The sequence below is a fragment of the Pseudonocardia lacus genome, from assembly GCF_018531445.1.
GTDB classification, from domain to species: Bacteria; Actinomycetota; Actinomycetes; order Mycobacteriales; family Pseudonocardiaceae; genus Pseudonocardia; species Pseudonocardia lacus.
Map to the genome: position 1 here is coordinate 20,996 of NZ_JAHDTH010000049.1, position 19,228 is coordinate 40,223.

The following is a 19,228-nucleotide window of genomic DNA, read 5'->3' on the forward strand; positions in this document are numbered from 1 at the left end:
CGGTGATGAACGACGGCCGGTGGTGAGCCGGGCGACTCACCATCCCCTTCGATGCTAGGTCGGCGGCAGTGGCGAGTCAAGCCACTCACCTCGTATGCTCGGCCCATGAGCAGGGTCGTGACGACGTACCACCAGCGCATCGCCCAGGAGAAGCGCGAACTGATCGTGACGGCCGCAACCGCACTGTTTCTCGAGTTGGGCTACGACCGGACGTCGCTGGCGCGGATCGCGGAGTGCTCGGGCGTTTCGCGGGCCACCTTGTTCAAGCAGTTCCCGACCAAAGCTGCCCTGTTCGACGCCATCGTGACCAAGTCCTGGTCGACCGCTGACGAGGAGAATCCTCCGCCAGCAGGCAACGTCGTTGACGGGCTGACCACCATCGGTCGCCGTTACGCCGAACTGCTGGGCCGTGCCCAGATGACCGACCTGTTCAGGATCGTCATCGCCGAGCTGCCGCGGTTCCCCGAGCTGGCCCGTGCGCAGTTCTCGCACGGGAAGATGCCCTACTTCGAGTCGGTACGCAGCTACCTTTCGGCTGAGCACGAGGCGGGAACGGTGCGGGTCGAGGACGTGGACCTCGCAGCCACCCAGTTCCTGGGCATGATCTCGAACTACGTCTTCTGGCCGACACTTCTCGTGCCGGGCTGGGAGGTGAGTGCCGAACGCGTCGCTCAGGTGGTCGACGAGGCCGTCCGCACCATCGCCGCCCGGTACGCCACGACCGGACAAGGGGCGTCCACCAACGACTGAGTCCCACCGACCGCGACAGAGTCTGTCGAGAGTCCCGCGGTCGCTTCAGCCAACCACCCCTCAAGGCATGGAGCCTGAGGACAGCAGGACCGGTATCGACCCCACGGTGCCACATTCCGCCCGAATCTGGAACTACTGGCTCGGCGGCAATGACAACTATCCGGTGGACCGCGAAGCCGGCGACGCCTGGCTCGCCGTTGAGCCGGAGATCGCGGCCATCGCCCGATCGGCCCGGGCGTTCCTCCAGCGTGGTGTGCGCTACCTCGCCGAGGTCGGAGTCCGGCAGTTCCTCGACATCGGCACGGGCCTGCCAACGGCGGACAACACCCACGAGGTCGCTCAACGGGTCGCGCCGGAATCTGCACACCGACATGCGCAACCCGGTGACGCTGCTCAAGCTCGCGAGCGAGCGCCTCGACTTCACCAAGCCCGTAGGCGTGATCTTCATGCAGGGTGCTCGGCCACCTGCCCACCGCTCAGGACGTCAGGAAACCGGTCAGCACCATCATGGACGCCCTGGCCCCCGGCAGCTGTCTGCTGATCGGTGACGGTATCGAGATCGAGGGCGACGACGCCGTCCGCAAGGCTTCCGAGGAGTACGCCGAGACCGGCGCCGTGCCGTACCACGTCCGGCCCCTCGCCGATCTGCGCAGCCTCTTCGACGGCCGGGGAGTTCGTCGAGCCCGGGCTGGTCTCGGTGACCCAGTGGCGCCCCGATCGGCCAGAAGGACTGCCCACCGTCGGCGCGGCCGTGCCGGAGCCGCTGGACAACGTCTTCGGCGGCCTCGCTCGCAAGCCGGTGCCCAGGTCGGCGTAGCCCGCCGGTCCGCGGGCCGGGATCGCGGCGTCGCGGCCGGGCGCCCGCCCGAGTTCTCCTACGTCCACCCCGCTCCCGGCTCTCGGGCGCCGGCGCAACCCGTCAGCCGATGAAACTGCCGCCGTTGGCGTCCACGACCGTCCCGGTGATGTAGCTGGCACCCGGCGAGGCCAGGAACACCGCGACCGCCGCGATCTCCTCCGCGCGCCCGAACCGCCTCAGCGGCACCGCGTCCGCCGTGTACCCGCGGCCCTGCAGCATGGGCGTGTCGATCGGACCGGGCGCGATCGCGTTGGCCAGGATGCCGTTCCCGGCCTCGGTCTTGGCCAGCCAGCGCACGAACGCGTGCACTCCGCCCTTGCTCGCGCCGTAGTGCGGCCCGGACAACAGGCCACCGTTGCGCCCCGCGACCGAGCCCACGCACACGACGCGGCCGCCGCGTCGACGTAGGTGCGGCAGCGCCGCCTGGACGGTCCAGATGGTGCCCGCGAGGTTGACCCCGAGCACCGAATCGAGGTCCGCCTGCGTGAGCTCGTCGATGGTCGTCACGGCGCCGTAGATCCCCGCGCACGTGACGAGCACGTCCAGCCCGCCGCCGCGTTCGCTGGCCGCGTCGATCGCTGCGCGGACCGCGTCGCGGTCCCGCACGTCCGCCTGCGCCCCGGCGGCGCTGTGCCCCGCGGCCTTGATGCTCCTGACGGTTTCCGCGGTGTCCTTGACGTCGAGCACGGTCACCGCATGTCCAGCGTCGGCGAGACCGACGGCGATGGCGGCACCGATCCCCTGCGCGGCTCCGGTCACGACGGCGTGGGTCTGCTGGTCCTGCTCTCGCGGTCCTGTCATCACTGCTCCGAGTGGCTGCGTACCGAGTGGCGTCGCGTAGTGACTCGTCGGCGCGACGCGCCGGGTTAGCCACCCGGATCCCCGGAGCGGTCCTGGCCGCGCGGCCGACGCATCAGCGGCGACAACCACCCCCGACACCCTTCGGGCAGCCCACAACCTTGTGCTCAACTCGTGCCCGACTGGACGGCCTCGGTCGGGAGGCCGGCGGGCGAGGCCGCCCACGAGGCGAGCAGCGCGAGCGCGTCGGCGGTCGGTGTGCCGGCGGCCGCGGTGTAGACGTAGAGCTGCAGGCCCGGCGCGGAGGCGAGCTCCATCGACTCGGCGTCGAGGTCGAGTCGTCCGACGACGGGGTGACGCAGCCGCTTGCGTCCCCTCGGGTGGAACTTCACGTCCTGCGACGCCCAGCGGCGGCGGAACCGCTCCGAGCGGGTGGACAGCTCGCCGACCAGCTCGATGAGCGCCTTGTCGTGGGGGTTGCGGCCGGCCTCGAGGCGGAGCATGGCGGCGGCGTCGTCGGCGATCCGGTCGTAGTCGACGAAGAACTCCTCGGCCGCCGCCGGTTCCAGGTAGACGAACCGGGTGGTGTTGACCGGCCGTCGGGGGTCGGCGAGCACCGGGGAGTACAGCGCCCGGGCCAGGTGGTTCATCGCGACGACGTCGAGCCGGCCGTTGCCGACCCAGGCGGGTGCGCCGGTCATCGCGTCGAGCACCTGCTGGATCCCGGGGCGGACGGTGGCGGGGGCGGCGCGCCTGCCGCGTGTCCGGCTCTTGCGGGCCAGGGCGAACAGGTGGGCGCGCTCGGCCTCGTCGAGCCGCAGCGCGCCGGCGAGGGCCTCGAGGACGCCGTCCGAGGCGCCGGCTAGGCTACCGCGCTCCATGCGGACGTAGTAGTCCACCGAGACGCCGGCGAGCATGGCGACCTCCTCGCGACGCAGGCCCGCCACCCGGCGGTTGCCGCCGTAGGCGTGCAGGCCCGCCTCCTCGGGGGTGAGCCGGGCCCGCCGCGTCCTCAGGAACTCCCGGATCTCGCCGCGGGGGTCGATGGCGCCCATGGGTCCACGGTAGGTGCGCACCCGGACCCGGGGGAGGCACTGGCAGTACCGGTCACCTCAGCACCGCGCCCCCGCCACCATCTCGCGCTCCCAGCCGCCGCGCGTATCGACGTCCGCGGCATCCGCCAGCGCCTCCAGCTCCGCGGTCTCCCCGTCGGCGAGCTCGATGCCGCGGGCCCTGCTCAGACCGTCGACGTGGGCCGCCTTCGTGACCCCGATGATCGGGGTGGTCCCCTTGGCGAGTGCCCAGGCGGTGGCGACATCGGCGGCGGACGCGCCGCGGTCCTCGCCGATCGCCCGCATCCGCTCGGTCAGCTCCCGCAGCCGGGGCAGGACGGCGTTGTACGCCGCTGCCCGGCTGCTGCCTTCGGGCAACGGGTGGTCCGGGCCGTACGTGCCGGTCAGCGCCCCTTGTTCGAGGACCATGTAGGCGAAGAACCGCACGTCGTTCTGGCGGCAGTGGTCGAGGATGCCCGCGCGCTCGGAACTGCGGTACAGCAGGCTGTAGTGGTTCTGGACCGCCTCCACCCGGAAGCCGGCCTCGCCGAGGATCCGATCGGCGAGGGCGATCTGCTCCATGTTGTGGTTCGAGACTCCGACATGCTTGATCCTGCCGCTCTCCAGCAGCGGGATCAGCAGCGGCGTCCACCGCGCCACGTCGGCGGGGTTGTGGATCCAGTACAGGTCCACGTGCTCCGTGCCCATCCGGTCGAGGCTCTGCTCCAGCATCTGCGCAACCGGGTCGTCGCCGTCGCCCGCGACCTGCGGGGTGAACTTCGTCGACAGCTGGTACTCGCTGCGGTCGTAGCCCTTCAGCGCCCGGCCGAGTGCCGCCTCCGAGCGGCCCATGCCGTAGACCATGGCGGTGTCCCACAGCGTGAACCCGTCGGCCTGCGCCTTCTCGACGACCTCTCGCAGGCCGGACTCGGTCAGCCGGCTGCCGAAGTAGCCGTCGCCCGCCTCGCCGCTGTCCCCCCAGGCCCATGTGCCCAGCGCCACCGCCGGCACGGTCAGTGCCCTGCTCGTCATGCCATTCCTCCATCACTTGTTCCGAAACCGGGGCCGATCACCCCGACTCGACTCGACGACCAGAGAACCCCCGTACTGCGCGCCCAGGGAGTGCCTGATGTGCCGGGTACCGCGAGGGCCCCCGAAACGGCGCGCGCACCGGAGATCCGCACCGCCACGCCACGGCTCAGCAGGCGGCTGCCTGGCCGCGGTCCGGATCACCGCTTCGGCTGAGTGGCTGCGGTGGACGTTCCCAACCGACGCCGGCCCTGCCATGATCCTCTGCGTTGTCACGGAGCGGAAGCAGGTGGTAGCAGATGGCAGCCAACCTTGACGCACTGCTGGACAAGGCCTGGGAGGACAAAGCGCTCAGCGAGATCATCGCCGCGCCCGTCGACGCGCTACAAGGCGTCAGCGAAGGGGACGCCAAGCTCCTCAAGGAGGCCTTCAACATCAAGACCGTGGGCGACCTCGGCACCAACAAGTACTTCCGCGCAGCGCACCTGCTCACCCGACTCGCCGAACTCGGCGGGAAGTAGCGCCCCGCCGCCCGGCAACAGGGGTCAGGGCCCTCACCGGCTCGTCGACACGGTCGGCCGATCGGCCGGCCGGGACGTCATCGTCGCGACCGTGCCCGGCGGGTACCGCCTGGAGCCGGCTGCCGACCGGGTCGACGCCGAGGTCGCCGAGCGGTTGATCGCCGCCGGCCGGTCCGCCGCCGGGGTCGGGGAACTGGTCGACTGACCCGGTGGGAGCGGCAGCCGAGCACCGCCGAGGCACGGTGGCTGCTGTCGCTCACGCCTCCCGAGTGGTCCGACTTCGCCGCGCACAACGCCGAGCCGGCCCGCCTGCTCGGCTGACCTACAGGTCCCACTGCTCGGCCTGGTCCGGTCTCGCCGCACGAACGGCTTCGAGCACCGCTCGACGGCGGAGGCTACCGCGCGGTGGCGGGGTGGTCGCGCAGGAACTCGGCGATCGTGGTGGGCTTGCGACCCAACAGCCTCTCGAGGTGACCGGGCTGGTCGTCCCATTCGCCGCGGTTGACGGCGTGCACCCAGCTCAGCACGAACTCGGCGGCGGCTCCCGGCAGGCCGCCGGCGACGAGCTGATCGAGGTACTCCTCGTCCGACAGCGGGACGTGGTGGACGGTGGTGCCGCGGATCTCCGACAGGATCTCGGCGACATCGGAGAACGAGACCGCCGGAGCTCCGTGCAGGGCGTAGGTCCTGCCCTCGTGACCGGGTTCGGTCAGGACCACCGCCTGGGCCTCGGCGAGGTCCGCACGCGACGCCGGAGCGACCTTGCCGTCTCCGGCCGGGACGCGGACGCCGGACTCGAACGCGTTGTCTCCGATGTAGCCCTGCACGCTCTCGATGTACGGCGGATGGCCGAGGATCGTGGACCGGAGGCCTGATGCCTCCAGCACCTTGATGGTGGCGGTGTCGGGCTCGGTGACCTGCGGCAGCGCGAACTCGGAGCCGGCCTTGCGGATGATCGGCGGGTAGACGATGTGCTCGACGCCGGCCTCCTCGGCTGCGGCGATGACGGTGGCGTGCTGGGTGCTGCGGTCGGTGAAGGCAGGGGCGGGAACCAGCAGCACCTTCTCGACGCCCGCGAAGGCCCGCGTCAGCGAGTCGTGGTCGACGTAGTCACCGGCGCGGATCTCGACGCCGTGGGCGGCGAGGTCTGCGGCCTTCCCCGGGTCGCGGGCCAGGCCCACGAGCTCGGTGGCTGGGCGCCTCCCGAGGAGGTGCTGGAGCGTCATGCGGCCGAGGTGACCGCTGGCGCCGGTGACGAGGATCTTGCTCATGATGACGTCCGTTCTTCGATCTGCGAACGTTGGAGTCGGGGTGCGTGCGCGCGGCGAAGCCGGTTCGGCGCTGGGTGTTCGACGCCTCTGCGCCTCGCTCCGATGCCGTCAGCGGGAGTCCTGTCGCAGCGCGTGAAGTGCCGACAGCGGCCCGCCGCCGACCTGCATCAGGCGTCCGCCCTCCCGGAGCGGCCCGATGTCGACGGGCGCGAACCCGAACCCGTGGACCACGTCGTGGAAGAGCGTCTTGGCGGCGACGTCGTCACCGGCGTAGAAGAGGAGCTGCCGGCCCGCGTTGTGCCGGGGGTCCGGCGCGATGTAGCGGCCGTGCAGCGTGTTGAACGCCTTGATCACCCGCGCCCCCGGCCCGAGTGACGCGACCAGCTCGCTGCCGGTCTGATCGCCGAGGTCATCGACGACCGGCTCCCGCGCGGTGCCCGTCAGCTGGTTGGTCGCGTCGATCAGGATCCGGCCGTCCCGGCGCGGCAGGCCGCGCAGGGCGGCAGGAACCGCGGTCCACGGCACGGCGAGCAGCACCAGATCCGCCTCAGCGGCCTGCGCGACCGTCCCCGCCGACGCCCCCGGCCCCATCGCGGCCACGATCGACGCCAGCGACGCGGGGCCGCGGCTGTTGCTCAGGACGACCTCGTGCCCGGCGCGCACGGCGTGACGCGCGACGGCCTGCGCGACCTCCCCGGCACCGATCGTCCCCCACGTCGGTCGGCCGGCCTGCGCGCTCATCGGGCGAGCACCGCACCGATGCTGTCGGTCGAGCCCGGCGGATCCCCGGTACGGTCTCGGATGATGGTCATCATTTGACGTAGGATGACGACCATCATCTTAGAAGTCAAGGCGACCCGGGGAGGACTGCCGCATGCCGCGGATCTCCGAGCAGGACATGGCCCAGACGCGTCAGCGCATCGTCGATGCGGCGAGCCCCCGATTCCGGACCGACGGGATCGACGGCATCGGGATCTCCGCGCTCATGAAGGGCGCGGGCATGACCCACGGCGGCTTCTACAACCACTTCGCCTCCAAGGACGCGCTCGCGGTCGCCGTCTGCGAGGACGCCTTTGCGGCCTCGCTCGCGACGCTCGCGCGGACCGTCGACGAGGCGGATCCCGACCGGCCCTCACTCGCCGAGACCGTGGCCGACTACCTCTCACCCGAGCACCGCGACATGCTCGACGGCGGGTGCCCGTCGGCAGCCCTGGTCAGCGACGCCGGTCGCCACGGACCCGCGATCCAGGCCGCCTACGCCAAGGGCGTAGCGGGCTACATCGCCGGATTCGACGCCGCGCAGCAACTCGAGGCGACCGAGCGCAACGAGGTGCTCGACCCCGAGGAGGCCCGGCGTCGATCGATCGCGCTGCTGAGCGAGATCGTCGGGGCGATCCTCCTCTCACGCGCGATCCGACACGTGGACCCCGACCTCTCCGACGAGATCCTCGCCGTCAACCGGCAGCGGCACGACCACGAGTGCTGACCGACGCCTGCCAGTGATCCGCCCGCGGGGCGCGGCCTCGCACCGCGTCACGGCGGGCTGCGCAGCCGTCCACGTCAGAGTGCAAGTCGAGATCGTGCACGGTGCTCGGCGTGGGGCTTGCGGTTGAGCCGCCACAGCTGCATGGCCCACGGCACGTCGTAGCCGATCACCCACGCGGTGTACGGAGCCAGCACCAGGCGGCCGCTGTCGCAACACTCGGCCCGCGGGGCCACCACCTGCGCGGCCTCGGCGACAGGTGCCGGACGTCCCATCCGGCCCGAGCGGTTCGTGTGCATCCCGGCGGTTCGCGGGCTCGTCCGCCGGGCAGACACCGGGTCAGCGGCCCCGACCGGTGGACCGGTGGCGGAACGGAAGCGTGTGGACCTGCTCGACCTGGCCTACGCCCTCATCGGCGTGGGCGCCCTGCTCGCCGGCCTGCTCCCCCGTCTGCTCGCCGACCGCCCGATGTCGATGCCGATCGTCTTCCTCGGCCTGGGCACCCTGGTGTTCGCGGTGGTCGGGGACCTGCCCGACCCGGACCCGATCCAGCACCCCGAGGTGGCCGAGCGTCTCACCGAGATCGGGGTGATCGTCGCCCTGATGGGCGCGGGGCTCAAGCTCGACCGCCGGCTCGGGTGGCGCTCGTGGTCGTCGACCTGGCGGCTGCTGGCCATCGCGATGCCGCTGACCATCGCCGCCACCGCGCTGCTCGGGTGGTGGTGGATCGGCCTGGCCCCGGCCGCGGCGCTGCTGCTCGGGTCCGCGCTCGCCCCCACCGACCCGGTCCTCGCCTCGGACGTCCAGGTCGGCAAACCCGGCGGAGAGGAGGACGGCGAGGACGAGGTGCGTTTCGCGCTGACCTCGGAGGCCGGGCTCAACGACGCGCTGGCGTTCCCCTTCGTCTACGCGGCCATCCACATGGCCGTCGCCGGCGCCGACCCGGCGAGCTGGCTCGGCCAGTGGGTCCTGACCGACGTGCTAGTCAAACTCAGCATCGGCGTCCTGGGCGGCGTGCTGGTGGGCCGGCTGCTCGGCGCGCTGTTCTTCCGGGCCCGCTCCGAGCGGCTGCACCTGGCCTCCCACGCCGAGGGCTTCGTAGCACTGGCGGCGACGTTCCTGACCTACGGGCTGACCGAGGTCGCCGGCGGCTACGGCTTCCTCGCCGTGTTCCTGTGCGCGCGCTCGATCCGCGCCTCCGAGCGCGACCACGACTACCACCAGGTCCTGCACGACTTCGTCGAGCAGATCGAGCGGCTGCTGACCGTGCTGCTGCTCGTGCTGTTCGGCGGCGCCGTCGTCCGCGGCCTCCTGGCCCCGCTGACCTGGCAGATGGTCCTGCTCGGGCTGACCGTCGTGCTGCTGGTGCGGCCCCTGTCGGCGTGGCTGTCGCTGCGCGGCGGGCTCGGCTCCCCCGCCGAGCGCACGACGATCGCCGCGTTCGGCATCCGCGGAGTCGGCTCCTTCTACTACCTCGCCTATGCCACCGCCAAAGCCGACTTCGACGGCGTCGACCTGGTCTGGGCGACCACGGGCCTCGTCGTCGTGGCGTCGGTCCTGCTGCACGGCGTCGCCGCGACACCGATCATGAAACAGCTCGACCGGGCCCGGGACACCGAACGGGCCGCAGGCATCGACGGCCGGGGGCACACCGCGCAGGAACCGCCGTGAGGCCCGGTCACGAGCTACGTCCGCTGCGTGCTCGGGCGGCTCGCCGGTCCACACCGACGGCCGGGGGCACATGACGGTCTCCTGACGGTCGCAGGATGACGGCGTCCGTCGGACCGGCCGGGGGTAGGACCGGTGCGGGAGGTGACCCGCGATGGATCACAGTGAGATGGGCCGCAGGGGCGCCGCGAACAGGCGGTCGACGGTAGCCGGAGTCGGAGCGCACGGGGTCGCGGACCGGGCCCTGCCGGGGGACACCCGGGTGGGGGCCGGTGAAGGGGTGGCCCTGCTGGTCGGCCTCACCGTCGTCAGTGGATGGGTCGCCGCGATGTGCGTCGCCGGGCTCGTGGTCCTGTTCGGCTGGCTCATCTGGCACCCCGATCTCGCGGCCGAGGAGGGGCGACGGGGATGACCGGGGAGCCGTCCGGCCTGGCATTTCCCGGCAGTGCCCCGTCCACCGACCCTTGAGCGCACCCGCGCGGCACGTGGCGTGGCGGGCCCGTCGGCCACCGGCCTCGCCCGCGTCCCGGGTGGCGGGCCGCGGTCACCGACGCAGCGGCCCGATCCGCACCAGGATCTCGGGCCGGTGCCCGTTGCCGAGGAGGTCGGACCCGAAGAGCAGGCTGCGCGCCAACGCCGCGCCGCGACGCGCGGCGAACCCCGCGAACAGGGCCTGGGAGGGGGAGTTGTCCGGGGCGATGGAGGCTTCGACGTGGTCGACGTCCGGGAGCCGGTCGACGAGGGCGTCCAGCATCGCCGCTCCCGCACCCCGACCTCGGGCTGCCTCGGCCACGGCGACCTGCCAGACGAACAGCGTCGCGGGCCGCTCCGGTCGGCGGAACCCGGTCACGAAGCCGACCGCGCCACCGCGCAGCCACGCCACCGCGGACGTCTCGGCGAAGTCCCGCGTCCACAGCAGGTAGGAGTAGCGGGAGTTCAGGTCGAGGACCCCGGTGTCCCGGGCGAGGCGCCACATCGTGGCGCCATCGGATGTGGACGGCTTGCGCACGGTTACCCCGGCCGGGGTGACGACCGGGATGTCCGCGGAACGCGAGGCGGCAGCCATGATGTCGGTCACGCTGTGGACGCTACGGCCACTCCGGCGTCTTCCCCGGGATCGTCAGGCAAGCGCAAGCGCCTGCCGATCGCCGTCATCGCCGGGTTCCTGGCGCCGATCGTGGGCGCGCGGCGGGTGACCCCTGGACACCGATGGTGCAAGCTGGTTCAGTACTGACTGAAATCACGAGTGAGTACTGAAAGGATGTCCTGATGGTCCTGGATCCTCCCCCGGACGAAGCGCTGCGCTGGGTCGAGCGCATCGCCAAGTACTGCGCCGACCAGGACGGCGTCCCGCTCATCGCCGGCCGGATCCTCGGCTGGCTGACCATCGCCGTGCCCGCCGAGCAGAGTGCGACCCAGATCGCCGCGGCCATCGGAGCGAGCCGAGCCTCGCTGACGACCAACCTGCGCCTGCTCGACTCGGTCGGCTTCGTCACCCAGCTGACTCACCCCGGCGAGCGGACCGTCTACTACCGCGTCGACGACGGGGCCTGGGCCCGGGTCGTCCGCCGCCAGGTGGCCTCGCTGGCGGCGTTGGGCGAGATCCTGCAGGACGGGACCGACCTGGTCCGCGGTTCGCCGGAAGGCGCTGCCCGGATGCGCGTCGCCAACGAGGTGTTCGCCTGGCTGGCCGACGTCTTCGCCCACGCACCGCCCATGCCGGGCGAAACGCGCACCGCCGGCCGCGCAGCACCCGAGGAGCCCTCGTGAGCAGCAGAACGGCTGCCGAGCAGACCGCGTTCGGTCCGATCGTCATCGCCGCCTGCGAACGCTACGTCCCGGCGGAGCAGCGGCTGCTGGACGACGACCTCGCGGCACGGTTCCTGCCGGCGGGCCAACGCCTCGTCGTCCGCGCGTGCCGCTGGGCACCCGTGCGCAGGCTGCTGGTCGACGCGACCGAGCGCCAGGCAAAAGGTCTGTGGGGCAGCGTGCTCTGCCGCAAGCGCTACCTCGACGACCAGGTCCGCGCGGCGTTCGCGGCCGGTGTCGACCAACTCGTCGTCCTCGGCGCCGGCCTCGACACCCGCGCCCACCGGCTCGCCGTCCCGGCCGGCGCTGCGTCGTTCGAGGTGGACCTGCCGGCCAACGTCGCCGACAAGCGACGTCGCGTCCGGGCGGTGCTGGGCGAGCGGGGCGACGAGGTCCGCCTGGCTCCGCTCGACCTCGCCGCCGAGGACCTGGTCCCCGGTCTGGAGCGCCTCGGTTACGCCACCGACCGCCCCGCCGTCGTCGTATGGGAGGCCGTCACCCAGTACCTCACCGAGGACGCCGTGCACCGCACCCTCGCCGCCCTGTCGGCCCTCGCCACCGGCAGCCGGCTGCTGTTCACCTACGTCCGCCGCGACTTCCTCGACGGCACCCACCTCTTCGACGCCGAACCGGTCCACCGCCGGATGACCGGCGAGCACCGCGTCTGGCACTTCGGCGTGGAGGCGGGGGAGGTCGGACCGCTGCTGAGTCCACACGGCTGGACCGAGGTCGAGCAGGTCGGGCCCGCGGAGTACCGAGCCCGGCACCCCGAGATCGCCCGACGCGGGCTGTCGGTCAGCGAGATCGAACGGTGCGTGCGCGCCGAGAAGCGCTGACCGCGTCGGCCGACCCACTTGCCGATCGCGCACGGTGCTCAGCCGGTCGGGGGTTCGGGGCGCGCCTCGAGCACCCGCAGCACGCTGCAGCGTCGTCCTCGCCCAGCTCGGCGATCCGGTCAGCGAGAACCCGAGGTCGACCAGCCGCTTGATGCGCAGCCGCCGGGCCGGGTGATCGACCTACCTAGTCCGTGACCTTGCTGACCGCCCGGTTCTCGAGATGGGCGTACTGCGGGTGGCGGATCATGATCAGGTGATGTCCTCCGGGTTGCTCCGGAGCCACCGGAGGGGGTCGTCCTCCAGGGCGGAGCGGTCCCAGCGCCCGAGGTCCGCGGCCGCCGCGTAGGTGCTGTGCAGGAACTCCGTGACCGCCCGGTCCGGGTCCGGTGCGGCCCGGGCGACCTCGTAGGGCAGCAGGAACTGCTGGAACTCGGGGCTGTAGTACGCGCCTTCGACGCGGACCGGGTGGTCGGCGAACCCTTCGGGGGCGGGGTAGGCGTAGGAGTAGAAGGCGCCCTCCTCCCCGCCGCCCGGCCAGAACCCGCAGCTGGACAGCTCCCGGGAGTAGCCCTCGACCATCACCCAGTCCGCGCAGTTGGGCGCTCCACCGGGGTGCGGCGGCGCCGGACGCCCGGAGAAGCGGGTGCAGGCCAGGTCCATGGCGCCCCAGAAGAAGTGCACCGGGCTGACCTTGCCGACGAAGTGCGACCGGAACTCGCCGATCACCCGGTTCGCCTGCAGCAGCTGCCGCCAGAACAGGGCGGCGGTCTCCCCGTCGTAGGAGTCGTGCACGGTGTCCTCCGCGAACGGGATGGCCGGGTCGACCTCGTTGGGCCGGGGCCGGATCGGGGCTTCGATGCCGAGCTGGTCGAGCGCGTCCAGCACCCGGGCGTAGAACTCGGCGACCGACATCGCCCGCAGCGGGACGCTGCGCGCGCCGCCGTCGCTGCTGCGGACGTCGAGCCGGTGGGCGAGGAAGTCGAACTCGATCTCGAACGCCCCGCCCCGGTACGGGATGGTCGAGGTCGTCAACCCGCGCGGGCTGACGTACAGGGTCACCTGCCACCAGTGGTTGACCAGCGGCGCGTGCGCCATGCGGATCTTGCCCACGACCTGGGTCCACATGTGCAGGGTGTCGCGGGTGGAGGTCCAGGCCGAGACCCGCAGGCTCGGCCAGCTCGTCGCGGAGTTGATCGTCGCGGAGTTGATCGTCTCAGCGCTGTTCATCGGTACTCCGGGTTGGCGTGATCGGGATGGCAGCCGGCGTCCCAGGCTGTGCGCTGGTTGCCGTGGGCGGGGATCCCGCCGGCGCGGCGGATCATCGACGCGAGGTGGAGCAGGTTGTAGGTCATGAACGCGATGTTGCGGTTGGTGAAGTCGTTCTCCGGCCCGCCCGAGCCCTCGTCGAGGTAGGAGGGGCCGGGGCCGACCTCGCCGATCCAGCCCGCGTCGGCCTGGGGCGGGACGGTGAACCCGATGTGCTGCAGGCTGTAGAGGATGCTCATCGCGCAGTGCTTGAGGCCGTCCTCGTTGCCGGTGAGCAGGCACCCGGCCACGCGCCCGTAGTACGCGTACTGGCCGTGCTCGTTGAGCACTCCGGAGTAGCCGTAGAGCCGCTCGATCACCCGGCGGGTCACCGAGCTGTTGTCGCCGAGCCAGATCGGCCCGGCGACGACCAGGATGTCCGCGGCCAGGATCCGGGTGAGCAGGGCCGGCCACTCGTCGGTGTCCCACCCGTGCTCGGTCATGTCCGGGCGGACGCCGGTGGCGATGTCGTGGTCGACGGCGCGGATCTGGTCCACCCGGACCCCGTTCGCCTCCATGATCGCCACACTGCGGTCGACCACGCCCTGGGTGTGGCTGCGGCCGGGCGAGCGGTTGAGGCTGCAGTTGATGTACATCGCGCGCAGCCCGGTGAAGTCGGGCTCCTGCGTCACGGATCCGTCCATGAGACGTTCTCCCCCGTTCACGCCGCGTCCACGTCGGACGTCGCACCGAGCCGCCCACCCAGGTGCCGGGCGAAGTGGCGCTCGACGGCCCGGTACAACCGGAGCCGGTTGTCCTCGTTCTCGAAGCCGTGGCCCTCGTCCTCGGCGAGCAGGTACTCCACCGGGACCCCGCGCTCGCGCAGCGAGGCCACGATGCGGTCGGACTGGGCCTGCGGCACGCGGACGTCGTTGGCGCCCTGGGCGACCAGCAGCGGGGTCCGGATCCGGTCGACCATGGTGATCGGCGAGCGGGCGCGCAGCTCGGCCTCCTGCTCGGGCACCTCCGGGTCCCCGAGGTAGCGGTACCAGCTGTTGGCGTTGTACCGACGGGTGAACGGCGGCAGGGCCCGCAGGGCGGCGACGAGGTCGGAGACACCGACGTAGTCGACGGCGGCGGCGAACAGGTCGGGGGTGACGGTGACCGCGCGCAGCACGGCGTAGCCGCCGTAGGAGACGCCGAAGATCCCGATCCGGGCGGGGTCGGCGTAGCCCTGCGCGACCGCCCAGTCGACGGCGTCGACGAGGTCGTCCTGCATGGCCCGGCCGTACTCGCCGACGGCCGCGGTCAGGTGCCGGCGCCCGTACCCGACGGAGCCGCGGTAGTTGACCTGCAGCACCGCGTAGCCCCGGTTGGCCAGCAGCTGCACCTCCGGGTTGTAGCCCCAGAAGTCCTGGGACCACGGGCCGCCGTGCACCAGCAGCACCATCGGCAGGTTCTCGGGGGGCACCCCGACCGGCAGGGTGAGGTAGCCGGGCAGCGGCAGCCCGTCGCGGGCGGGGAATCGCACCGGGGCCATCGGGGCCAGGTCGGCGGGGTCCAGGTCCGGGTAGGGCTGGAACAGGCGGCGCTTCTCGCCGGTGGCGTCGTCGTAGAACCAGGCCACGCCCGGCTCGCGGTCATGGGCGAACGTGACGATCCAGCGCCGCCCGGACACGTCGGAGGACAACGTGCCGAGCACCCCGTCGGACAGCGTCGCCAGCTCGGCGTACACCGGCGCGAACGCGGGGTCCAGCACCTCGACGTGCGGGCGGTCGGCGACGAACCGGGCGGCGATCGCCTCGCCCGTGCCTCGGTGGGTGTACACCGCCGGCGGTAGCACGCCGGGGGCCAGGATGCCGAAGTTGTCCAGGCTGCGGCCCGGTACGGCGGCGACGACGGTCTCCTCGCCGGTCTCCCGGTCGATGCGGGCCAGCTGCAGGTCGTCGCCGCCGGCGTAGGAGCCGACGAGCAGGCCGTCGCCGTCCGGGGTGACCTGCTGGGGCTGCACGCTCAGCGGGTACTCGGCCCCGCCCATCCGACGCAGCAGCCGGGGGGTCCCGGTGGCCCGGTCGATCCCGGAGATGGCGATCGTGCCGTCGTCCTCGGTAGCGACCTGGAACGCCGGCTCCCCCCGGCGGTCGAGCAGCGTGGTGACCAGCGGGTCGGCCTCGTGGTGGTGGAGCACGACCCGTCCGGAGGCGACGTCGACCCGGAAGACGTCGATGCTCTCGACCTCCGGGTTCATCCAGACCAGGACCGTGCCGGGCACCGACGGCAGCGGCTCGACGACGAACACCCGCGAGCCCGGTCCCATGGGGGTGAGATCGACCGCCGGGGCGGCCGGGTCGTCCAGATCGACGCGGTGCAGGTGCCAGTCCTCGTTGCCGTCGGTGTCCTGCTGGTAGAGCAGGAAGCGGGGGTCGTCGGTCCAGTGGTAGGTGGTGATCCCGCGGTGGGTGTCGTGGGTGACCGGGACGGCGTCTTCGTGGATCTGGTCGACGCCGCGGACCCAGACGTTGCGCCGTCCGTTGTACGGGGCGAGGTAGGCGATCCGGGTGCCGTCCGGGGAGATCGTGGGCACGATGAACGCCGGGTCGGCGAAGAACTCCTCGACCGGGATGGGCCTCGGCTGCGGGTCGGGGGCGGGCGTGGCCATGGAGCGTCCTCTCGCAGTGCGGTGGGGTGGTGTGGTCTCCCGGTTCTCCCCGGGTGGGCCGTGGGCCCTCAGGCCGACGGGAGCAGCCGCGCGCTGCTGCGCCGCCACGCCCAGACGACGACCAGCGCGGCCACGATGGTCAGCGGCCAGCCCATCGCGACGCGGGCGACGCCCAGCCAGCCGGTCTCGTCGCTGACGTAGAGCCATTGCTGAACGCCGAACCGGGCGCCGGAGACCGCCGCCGCGGCGAGCGTGGCGATGTCGTGGGCACGCAGCACGCGACGGTCGGCCCGCCAGTCGTGGGTGTTGCCGTGCACGAGGTTCCACACGAGGCCGCTGAGCGGCCGGCGGGCCAGCACCGAACCCAGTGCGACGACGAACGCCACCAGGTACGTCCAGATGCCGACGACGAAGAAGTCCCGCGCCGACCCGGTGAGGGCCACGATGCCGATCGCGAGGGCGAGCCCGAGCAGCCCGCCGGCCGCCAGGCTGAACTTCTCCCCGCGCAGGAGCCGGTAGCCGGTGATGGCCAGCCCGACGGCGACCGACGCGATGATCGTCGCGGTCAGGGGCAGGAAGGCGTTGGCCGCGACGAAGACGACGACGGGGACGGCGGAGTAGACGAACCCCATCGGGCCGCCCATCTGGTCGAGCAGCGTCGCCCCTTGGCCGTCGGGTGTTCTCCCGGCCGACGGGTTCTCGCGGGCCGGGCCGTGGTCGCGGTCGGTGGCGTCCATGACGTCCTCCTGGGTCGTGTGGTCGACTGCGCCCAGGAGAAACCCTGCCGTCGCGGCACGCTCAAGCCGCTGTGTCCGCCGCCATACGGCGTGCGGATCGGGCGCGCGTCGTGCACCGGTCGAGCAGGCACGACCGCCCTCGTCGGGTTCGACGAACGACCTCGACCGGGTGGAGCGTGCCGCAGCGGCATCGACCGGGGCCCGCGGGAGGCGGTGAGCTGCCTGCAGTCGAGCATCGGCGGGGCGCCCACCGACATCCTGGTGCTCCTCACGAGAGCCCGGGACAGCCTCGGACCGTCTTCGTCGTTCGTCGGTCACGCGATCGGTCCGGGTTGGCGGAGCCAGAAGTCGACCGCCTCGGCCCGGGGTCTCGGACGCACGCCGCTGCGCTCCCCCAGCTCCATGACGTGCTCCGGGGACTCGGCCACCGACGGCCTGGAGCTCGGTGCCGCTCATTGATCGCCAGGTTCGGCATCAGGGGCGGTGACACACCCCACAGCTCCCGACGCTTGAGCGTGCCGCGACGGCACGGCTTTCCGTAGTGATCCGACCGGCACCGCAGCCGGTCGCCCGACCTCGAGGAGGACACCGTGAGCACGCCCGCTCCACCGGGCCGACCCCTGCGGGCCAGCCCAGCCGTCTACTTCACCTCCTACGGGCTGTCCCTGCTCGGCGCGGGCATCTCCAGCGTCGTCCTGCCGCTGCTCGTGCTCGACCGCACCGGCGACGTCCTGGCCGCCGGGGTACTCGCCACCGTGGCCACGGCCGCCTCGGCCGCGACCGGGGTGGTCGCCGGCCTGCTGGTCGACCGGCTCGACCGCCGCGCGGTGTCGATCGTGTCCGGCCTGCTCGCAGCGGTCTCGGTCGCCGCACTGCCGCTCGTCGACGCGCTGTGGGGCCTGGACATGACCTGGTTCCTGGTCCTCGCCGTCGTCGGCGCGGTGGTCCGGGTGCCGGGCATGACGGCCCAGGAAGTCCTGTTGCCCGCCCTCGCCCGGCTCCGAGCAGCGGGATCATCGGGCGACGCCGGGCGGCTCGACCGGCTGATCGCGACCCGCGAGACCGTCGGCAACACCCTGCTCCTGGCCGGACCCGGCCTCGGCGGGCTGCTGGTCGCGATCCTCGGCCTGACCCCGACCCTGCTGCTGGCCACGGCCGCGACGAGCCTGCTCGCCGCCCTGACCACGCTCCTGCTCGATCCCCGTACCGGGCGCGTGCCCGCGCGCGACGCGACCGCAGCCGGCGGCGCGGCCCGTCGGGCGGTGACCGACCTGTGGTCGTCATGGCGGTTCCTCGCCCGCAACCGGCTCGTCCTGGGCGCCACCCTGATCACCGCGATGCTCGTCGCGGTGCTCAGCTCCCTGCAGACGACCCTCATGCCGGCCTACTTCACCGCTCAGGACCTGCCCGCCCTCACCGGGCTGACGCTCTCCGCCCTCGCCGCAGGCGGCATCGCGGGCTCCGCGCTCTACGCCGGCACCGCCGGCCGGATCAGCCGCCGCACCTGGTTCGTCGTGGGCATGACCGGCCTGATCGTCGGGTTCACCGCCATCGGCTCGCTGGCCTCGCCCTGGCTGGTGCTCGCCGGGGCGGCGCTGGTCGGGCTCACCAACGCCCCGGCCTCCGCCATCCTCGGCGTGCTCACCATCGAGGCCACGCCCGATTCCATGCGCGGCCGCGTCCTGAGCGCGCAGAACACCGTCATGCTCGCCGCACCCGCCCTGGCCAGCGCCCCGCTCGCCGCCGTCGCCGCCGTCGCCGGGCTCCCGGTCGCCGGAGCGGTCCTCGCCGGGCTGGCCGCCATGACCGCGATCGCCGCTCTCGCCGCGCCGGCGTTCAGGACGCTCGACGACCAGCGGCCCGGGGAGCCGGCCCCGGCCTCGGCGGTCGGGATCGTCGGGGCCGGGCCCAGCCGGCTGGACGTCGACCCCGCCCACCGCTGCCGGGCCCGCGCCGTGACGTGAGTTGACCGCGGACCGGTCAGGGGGCGGCAGGTCCCGGAGCTGCCGGCGGGAGGTGATGCCCAGCTTGCGGAAGATGCTGCGCAGGTGCGCCTCGATCGTGCGCGGGCTCAGGAACAGCTGCGCCCCGACCTCCCGCGAGGTCGCCCCCGTCGCCACCAGGCGCGCGATCTGCAACTCCTGGGCGGTCAGCGCATCCGACGGCTGGGTCGACCGGCTGCGCGGGTGCTCGCCGGTGGCCCGCAGCTCGCGGGCGGCGCGCGCGGCGAATGCCTCCACGCCCATGTCCGACAGCATCTCGTGTGCGCTTCGGAGCTGTTCGCGGGCGGCCTGGCGCCGGCCCTGGCGGCGCAACCACTCGCCGTAGACGAGGTGCGTGCGGGCGAGGTAGCTGGCCATCCGGCAGGCCCGCAGCAGCTCGATCGCCTCGCGGTAGTGCTCCTCCGCGGTGGGTCCGGTGCTGACCAGCGCCCGCGAGCGCGCCGCCAGCCCGAGCGCCCATCGGGAGCCGCTGGCACGGGCCCGCATGTCGAGCTGCTCCAGCGCGGTG

20 protein-coding genes and 1 pseudogene are annotated in these 19,228 nt (G+C 72.5%); 10 read left to right on the forward strand and 11 right to left on the reverse strand.

Annotation, left to right across the window (positions count from 1 at the left end; translation table 11 throughout):
* Nucleotides 1-105 precede the first annotated feature (105 nt).
* From KIK08_RS13330 to KIK08_RS39900, 3 genes are all read left to right on the forward strand, one after another.
* Nucleotides 106-750, forward strand: a complete 645-nt coding sequence (locus KIK08_RS13330; protein ID WP_214403432.1) for a TetR/AcrR family transcriptional regulator — start codon at nucleotides 106-108, stop codon at nucleotides 748-750.
* Between the two features lie 67 nt (nucleotides 751-817).
* Nucleotides 818-1,291: an SAM-dependent methyltransferase gene (locus KIK08_RS39895; RefSeq protein WP_250556926.1), complete on the forward strand. Its 474-nt coding sequence runs from the start codon at nucleotides 818-820 to the stop codon at nucleotides 1,289-1,291.
* A complete protein-coding gene (locus KIK08_RS39900; protein WP_250556935.1) occupies nucleotides 1,258-1,680 on the forward strand; it encodes a hypothetical protein in 423 nt (140 codons plus the stop codon). Before KIK08_RS39895 ends, KIK08_RS39900 begins: the two co-directional genes overlap by 34 nt.
* On the opposite strand, the gene KIK08_RS13340 is transcribed toward KIK08_RS39900, so the two are convergent.
* From KIK08_RS13340 to KIK08_RS13350, 3 genes are all read right to left on the reverse strand, one after another.
* Entirely contained in the window at nucleotides 1,670-2,410 is a 741-nt protein-coding gene (locus KIK08_RS13340) for an SDR family NAD(P)-dependent oxidoreductase (RefSeq protein WP_214403433.1), read from the reverse strand. The genes KIK08_RS39900 and KIK08_RS13340 overlap by 11 nt on opposite strands.
* 164 nt (nucleotides 2,411-2,574) lie before the next feature.
* Nucleotides 2,575-3,462 carry a helix-turn-helix transcriptional regulator gene (locus KIK08_RS13345; RefSeq protein WP_214403434.1) on the reverse strand — a complete coding sequence of 296 codons (888 nt, stop codon included), beginning with the start codon at nucleotides 3,460-3,462 and terminating at the stop codon, nucleotides 2,575-2,577.
* A gap of 57 nt (nucleotides 3,463-3,519) precedes the next feature.
* Nucleotides 3,520-4,491, reverse strand: a complete 972-nt coding sequence (locus KIK08_RS13350) for an aldo/keto reductase (protein ID WP_214403435.1) — start codon at nucleotides 4,489-4,491, stop codon at nucleotides 3,520-3,522.
* 296 nt (nucleotides 4,492-4,787) lie between these two features.
* Here KIK08_RS13350 and KIK08_RS13355 point away from each other — a divergent pair, with 296 nt between their 5' ends.
* Nucleotides 4,788-5,009 (forward strand): hypothetical protein, encoded by a 222-nt coding sequence (locus KIK08_RS13355; RefSeq protein ID WP_214403436.1) that lies wholly within the window; start codon nucleotides 4,788-4,790, stop codon nucleotides 5,007-5,009.
* 395 nt (nucleotides 5,010-5,404) lie between these two features.
* On the opposite strand, the gene KIK08_RS13360 is transcribed toward KIK08_RS13355, so the two are convergent.
* Together KIK08_RS13360 and KIK08_RS13365 are read right to left on the reverse strand one after the other, a co-directional pair.
* Nucleotides 5,405-6,280 carry an NAD(P)H-binding protein gene (locus KIK08_RS13360; RefSeq protein ID WP_214403437.1) on the reverse strand — a complete coding sequence of 292 codons (876 nt, stop codon included), beginning with the start codon at nucleotides 6,278-6,280 and terminating at the stop codon, nucleotides 5,405-5,407.
* A gap of 108 nt (nucleotides 6,281-6,388) precedes the next feature.
* On the reverse strand, nucleotides 6,389-7,021 hold the full coding sequence (locus KIK08_RS13365) for an NADPH-dependent F420 reductase (RefSeq protein WP_214403438.1): 633 nt from the start codon (nucleotides 7,019-7,021) through the stop codon (nucleotides 6,389-6,391).
* 133 nt (nucleotides 7,022-7,154) lie between these two features.
* Between KIK08_RS13365 and KIK08_RS13370 the strand changes: the two genes are divergently transcribed.
* The 3 genes from KIK08_RS13370 (at nucleotide 7,155) to KIK08_RS13380 (ending at nucleotide 9,843) form a co-directional block, all read left to right on the forward strand.
* Entirely contained in the window at nucleotides 7,155-7,766 is a 612-nt protein-coding gene (locus KIK08_RS13370; RefSeq protein WP_214403439.1) for a TetR/AcrR family transcriptional regulator, read from the forward strand.
* A 360-nt stretch (nucleotides 7,767-8,126) separates the two neighbouring features.
* Complete coding sequence (locus KIK08_RS13375; protein ID WP_308257613.1) at nucleotides 8,127-9,434, forward strand: cation:proton antiporter; 1,308 nt, start codon at nucleotides 8,127-8,129, stop codon at nucleotides 9,432-9,434.
* Nucleotides 9,435-9,693: 259 nt separating this feature from the next.
* The gene (locus KIK08_RS13380; RefSeq protein ID WP_214403440.1) at nucleotides 9,694-9,843 is read left to right on the forward strand and encodes a hypothetical protein; all 150 of its coding nucleotides are present in this window, start codon (nucleotides 9,694-9,696) and stop codon (nucleotides 9,841-9,843) included.
* Between the two features lie 132 nt (nucleotides 9,844-9,975).
* On the opposite strand, the gene ectA is transcribed toward KIK08_RS13380, so the two are convergent.
* On the reverse strand, nucleotides 9,976-10,509 hold the full coding sequence (gene ectA / locus KIK08_RS13385) for a diaminobutyrate acetyltransferase (RefSeq protein ID WP_308257614.1): 534 nt from the start codon (nucleotides 10,507-10,509) through the stop codon (nucleotides 9,976-9,978).
* A gap of 191 nt (nucleotides 10,510-10,700) precedes the next feature.
* Here ectA and KIK08_RS13390 point away from each other — a divergent pair, with 191 nt between their 5' ends.
* A complete protein-coding gene (locus KIK08_RS13390; RefSeq protein WP_214403441.1) occupies nucleotides 10,701-11,201 on the forward strand; it encodes a GbsR/MarR family transcriptional regulator in 501 nt (166 codons plus the stop codon).
* Nucleotides 11,198-12,076, forward strand: coding sequence for a class I SAM-dependent methyltransferase (locus tag KIK08_RS13395; protein WP_214403442.1), 879 nt, complete (start codon nucleotides 11,198-11,200; stop codon nucleotides 12,074-12,076). The genes KIK08_RS13390 and KIK08_RS13395 overlap by 4 nt, the downstream gene beginning before the upstream one ends.
* Nucleotides 12,077-12,325: 249 nt before the next feature.
* On the opposite strand, the gene KIK08_RS13400 is transcribed toward KIK08_RS13395, so the two are convergent.
* The 4 genes from KIK08_RS13400 to KIK08_RS13415 all read right to left on the reverse strand — a co-directional run bounded on the left by KIK08_RS13400 (nucleotide 12,326) and on the right by KIK08_RS13415 (nucleotide 16,717).
* Nucleotides 12,326-13,303 (reverse strand): DUF5996 family protein, encoded by a 978-nt coding sequence (locus KIK08_RS13400; RefSeq protein WP_214403443.1) that lies wholly within the window; start codon nucleotides 13,301-13,303, stop codon nucleotides 12,326-12,328.
* A complete protein-coding gene (locus KIK08_RS13405; protein ID WP_214403444.1) occupies nucleotides 13,300-14,025 on the reverse strand; it encodes a flavodoxin family protein in 726 nt (241 codons plus the stop codon). The genes KIK08_RS13400 and KIK08_RS13405 overlap by 4 nt, the downstream gene beginning before the upstream one ends.
* A 17-nt stretch (nucleotides 14,026-14,042) precedes the next feature.
* Nucleotides 14,043-15,980: a S9 family peptidase gene (locus tag KIK08_RS13410; RefSeq protein WP_214403445.1), complete on the reverse strand. Its 1,938-nt coding sequence runs from the start codon at nucleotides 15,978-15,980 to the stop codon at nucleotides 14,043-14,045.
* Between the two features lie 68 nt (nucleotides 15,981-16,048).
* Nucleotides 16,049-16,717, reverse strand: a complete 669-nt coding sequence (locus KIK08_RS13415; protein ID WP_214403446.1) for a DUF3159 domain-containing protein — start codon at nucleotides 16,715-16,717, stop codon at nucleotides 16,049-16,051.
* A gap of 590 nt (nucleotides 16,718-17,307) precedes the next feature.
* Between KIK08_RS13415 and KIK08_RS13420 the strand changes: the two genes are divergently transcribed.
* Nucleotides 17,308-18,681 carry an MFS transporter gene (locus KIK08_RS13420; RefSeq protein ID WP_308257615.1) on the forward strand — a complete coding sequence of 458 codons (1,374 nt, stop codon included), beginning with the start codon at nucleotides 17,308-17,310 and terminating at the stop codon, nucleotides 18,679-18,681.
* Between the two features lie 48 nt (nucleotides 18,682-18,729).
* On the opposite strand, the pseudogene KIK08_RS13425 reads toward KIK08_RS13420, so the two are convergent.
* Nucleotides 18,730-19,206: pseudogene (locus tag KIK08_RS13425) on the reverse strand (helix-turn-helix transcriptional regulator); the annotation flags it as partial.
* Between the last annotated feature and the right edge of the window lie 22 nt (nucleotides 19,207-19,228).

Bases quoted from the DNA above. Each gene is read 5' to 3' on its own strand.
- KIK08_RS39900 (WP_250556935.1), top strand. From the start codon at position 1,258: ATGGACGCCCTGGCCCCCGGCAGCTGTCTGCTGATCGGTGACGGTATC.
- KIK08_RS13340 (WP_214403433.1), bottom strand. From the start codon at position 2,410: ATGACAGGACCGCGAGAGCAGGACCAGCAGACCCACGCCGTCGTGACC.
- KIK08_RS13415 (WP_214403446.1), bottom strand. From the start codon at position 16,717: ATGGACGCCACCGACCGCGACCACGGCCCGGCCCGCGAGAACCCGTCG.
- KIK08_RS13370 (WP_214403439.1), top strand. From the start codon at position 7,155: ATGCCGCGGATCTCCGAGCAGGACATGGCCCAGACGCGTCAGCGCATC.
- KIK08_RS13400 (WP_214403443.1), bottom strand. From the start codon at position 13,303: ATGAACAGCGCTGAGACGATCAACTCCGCGACGATCAACTCCGCGACG.
- KIK08_RS13390 (WP_214403441.1), top strand. From the start codon at position 10,701: ATGGTCCTGGATCCTCCCCCGGACGAAGCGCTGCGCTGGGTCGAGCGC.
- KIK08_RS13355 (WP_214403436.1), top strand. From the start codon at position 4,788: ATGGCAGCCAACCTTGACGCACTGCTGGACAAGGCCTGGGAGGACAAA.
- KIK08_RS13360 (WP_214403437.1), bottom strand. From the start codon at position 6,280: ATGAGCAAGATCCTCGTCACCGGCGCCAGCGGTCACCTCGGCCGCATG.
- KIK08_RS13350 (WP_214403435.1), bottom strand. From the start codon at position 4,491: ATGACGAGCAGGGCACTGACCGTGCCGGCGGTGGCGCTGGGCACATGG.
- KIK08_RS39895 (WP_250556926.1), top strand. From the start codon at position 818: ATGGAGCCTGAGGACAGCAGGACCGGTATCGACCCCACGGTGCCACAT.
- KIK08_RS13405 (WP_214403444.1), bottom strand. From the start codon at position 14,025: ATGGACGGATCCGTGACGCAGGAGCCCGACTTCACCGGGCTGCGCGCG.
- KIK08_RS13365 (WP_214403438.1), bottom strand. From the start codon at position 7,021: ATGAGCGCGCAGGCCGGCCGACCGACGTGGGGGACGATCGGTGCCGGG.
- KIK08_RS13330 (WP_214403432.1), top strand. From the start codon at position 106: ATGAGCAGGGTCGTGACGACGTACCACCAGCGCATCGCCCAGGAGAAG.
- KIK08_RS13345 (WP_214403434.1), bottom strand. From the start codon at position 3,462: ATGGGCGCCATCGACCCCCGCGGCGAGATCCGGGAGTTCCTGAGGACG.
- KIK08_RS13410 (WP_214403445.1), bottom strand. From the start codon at position 15,980: ATGGCCACGCCCGCCCCCGACCCGCAGCCGAGGCCCATCCCGGTCGAG.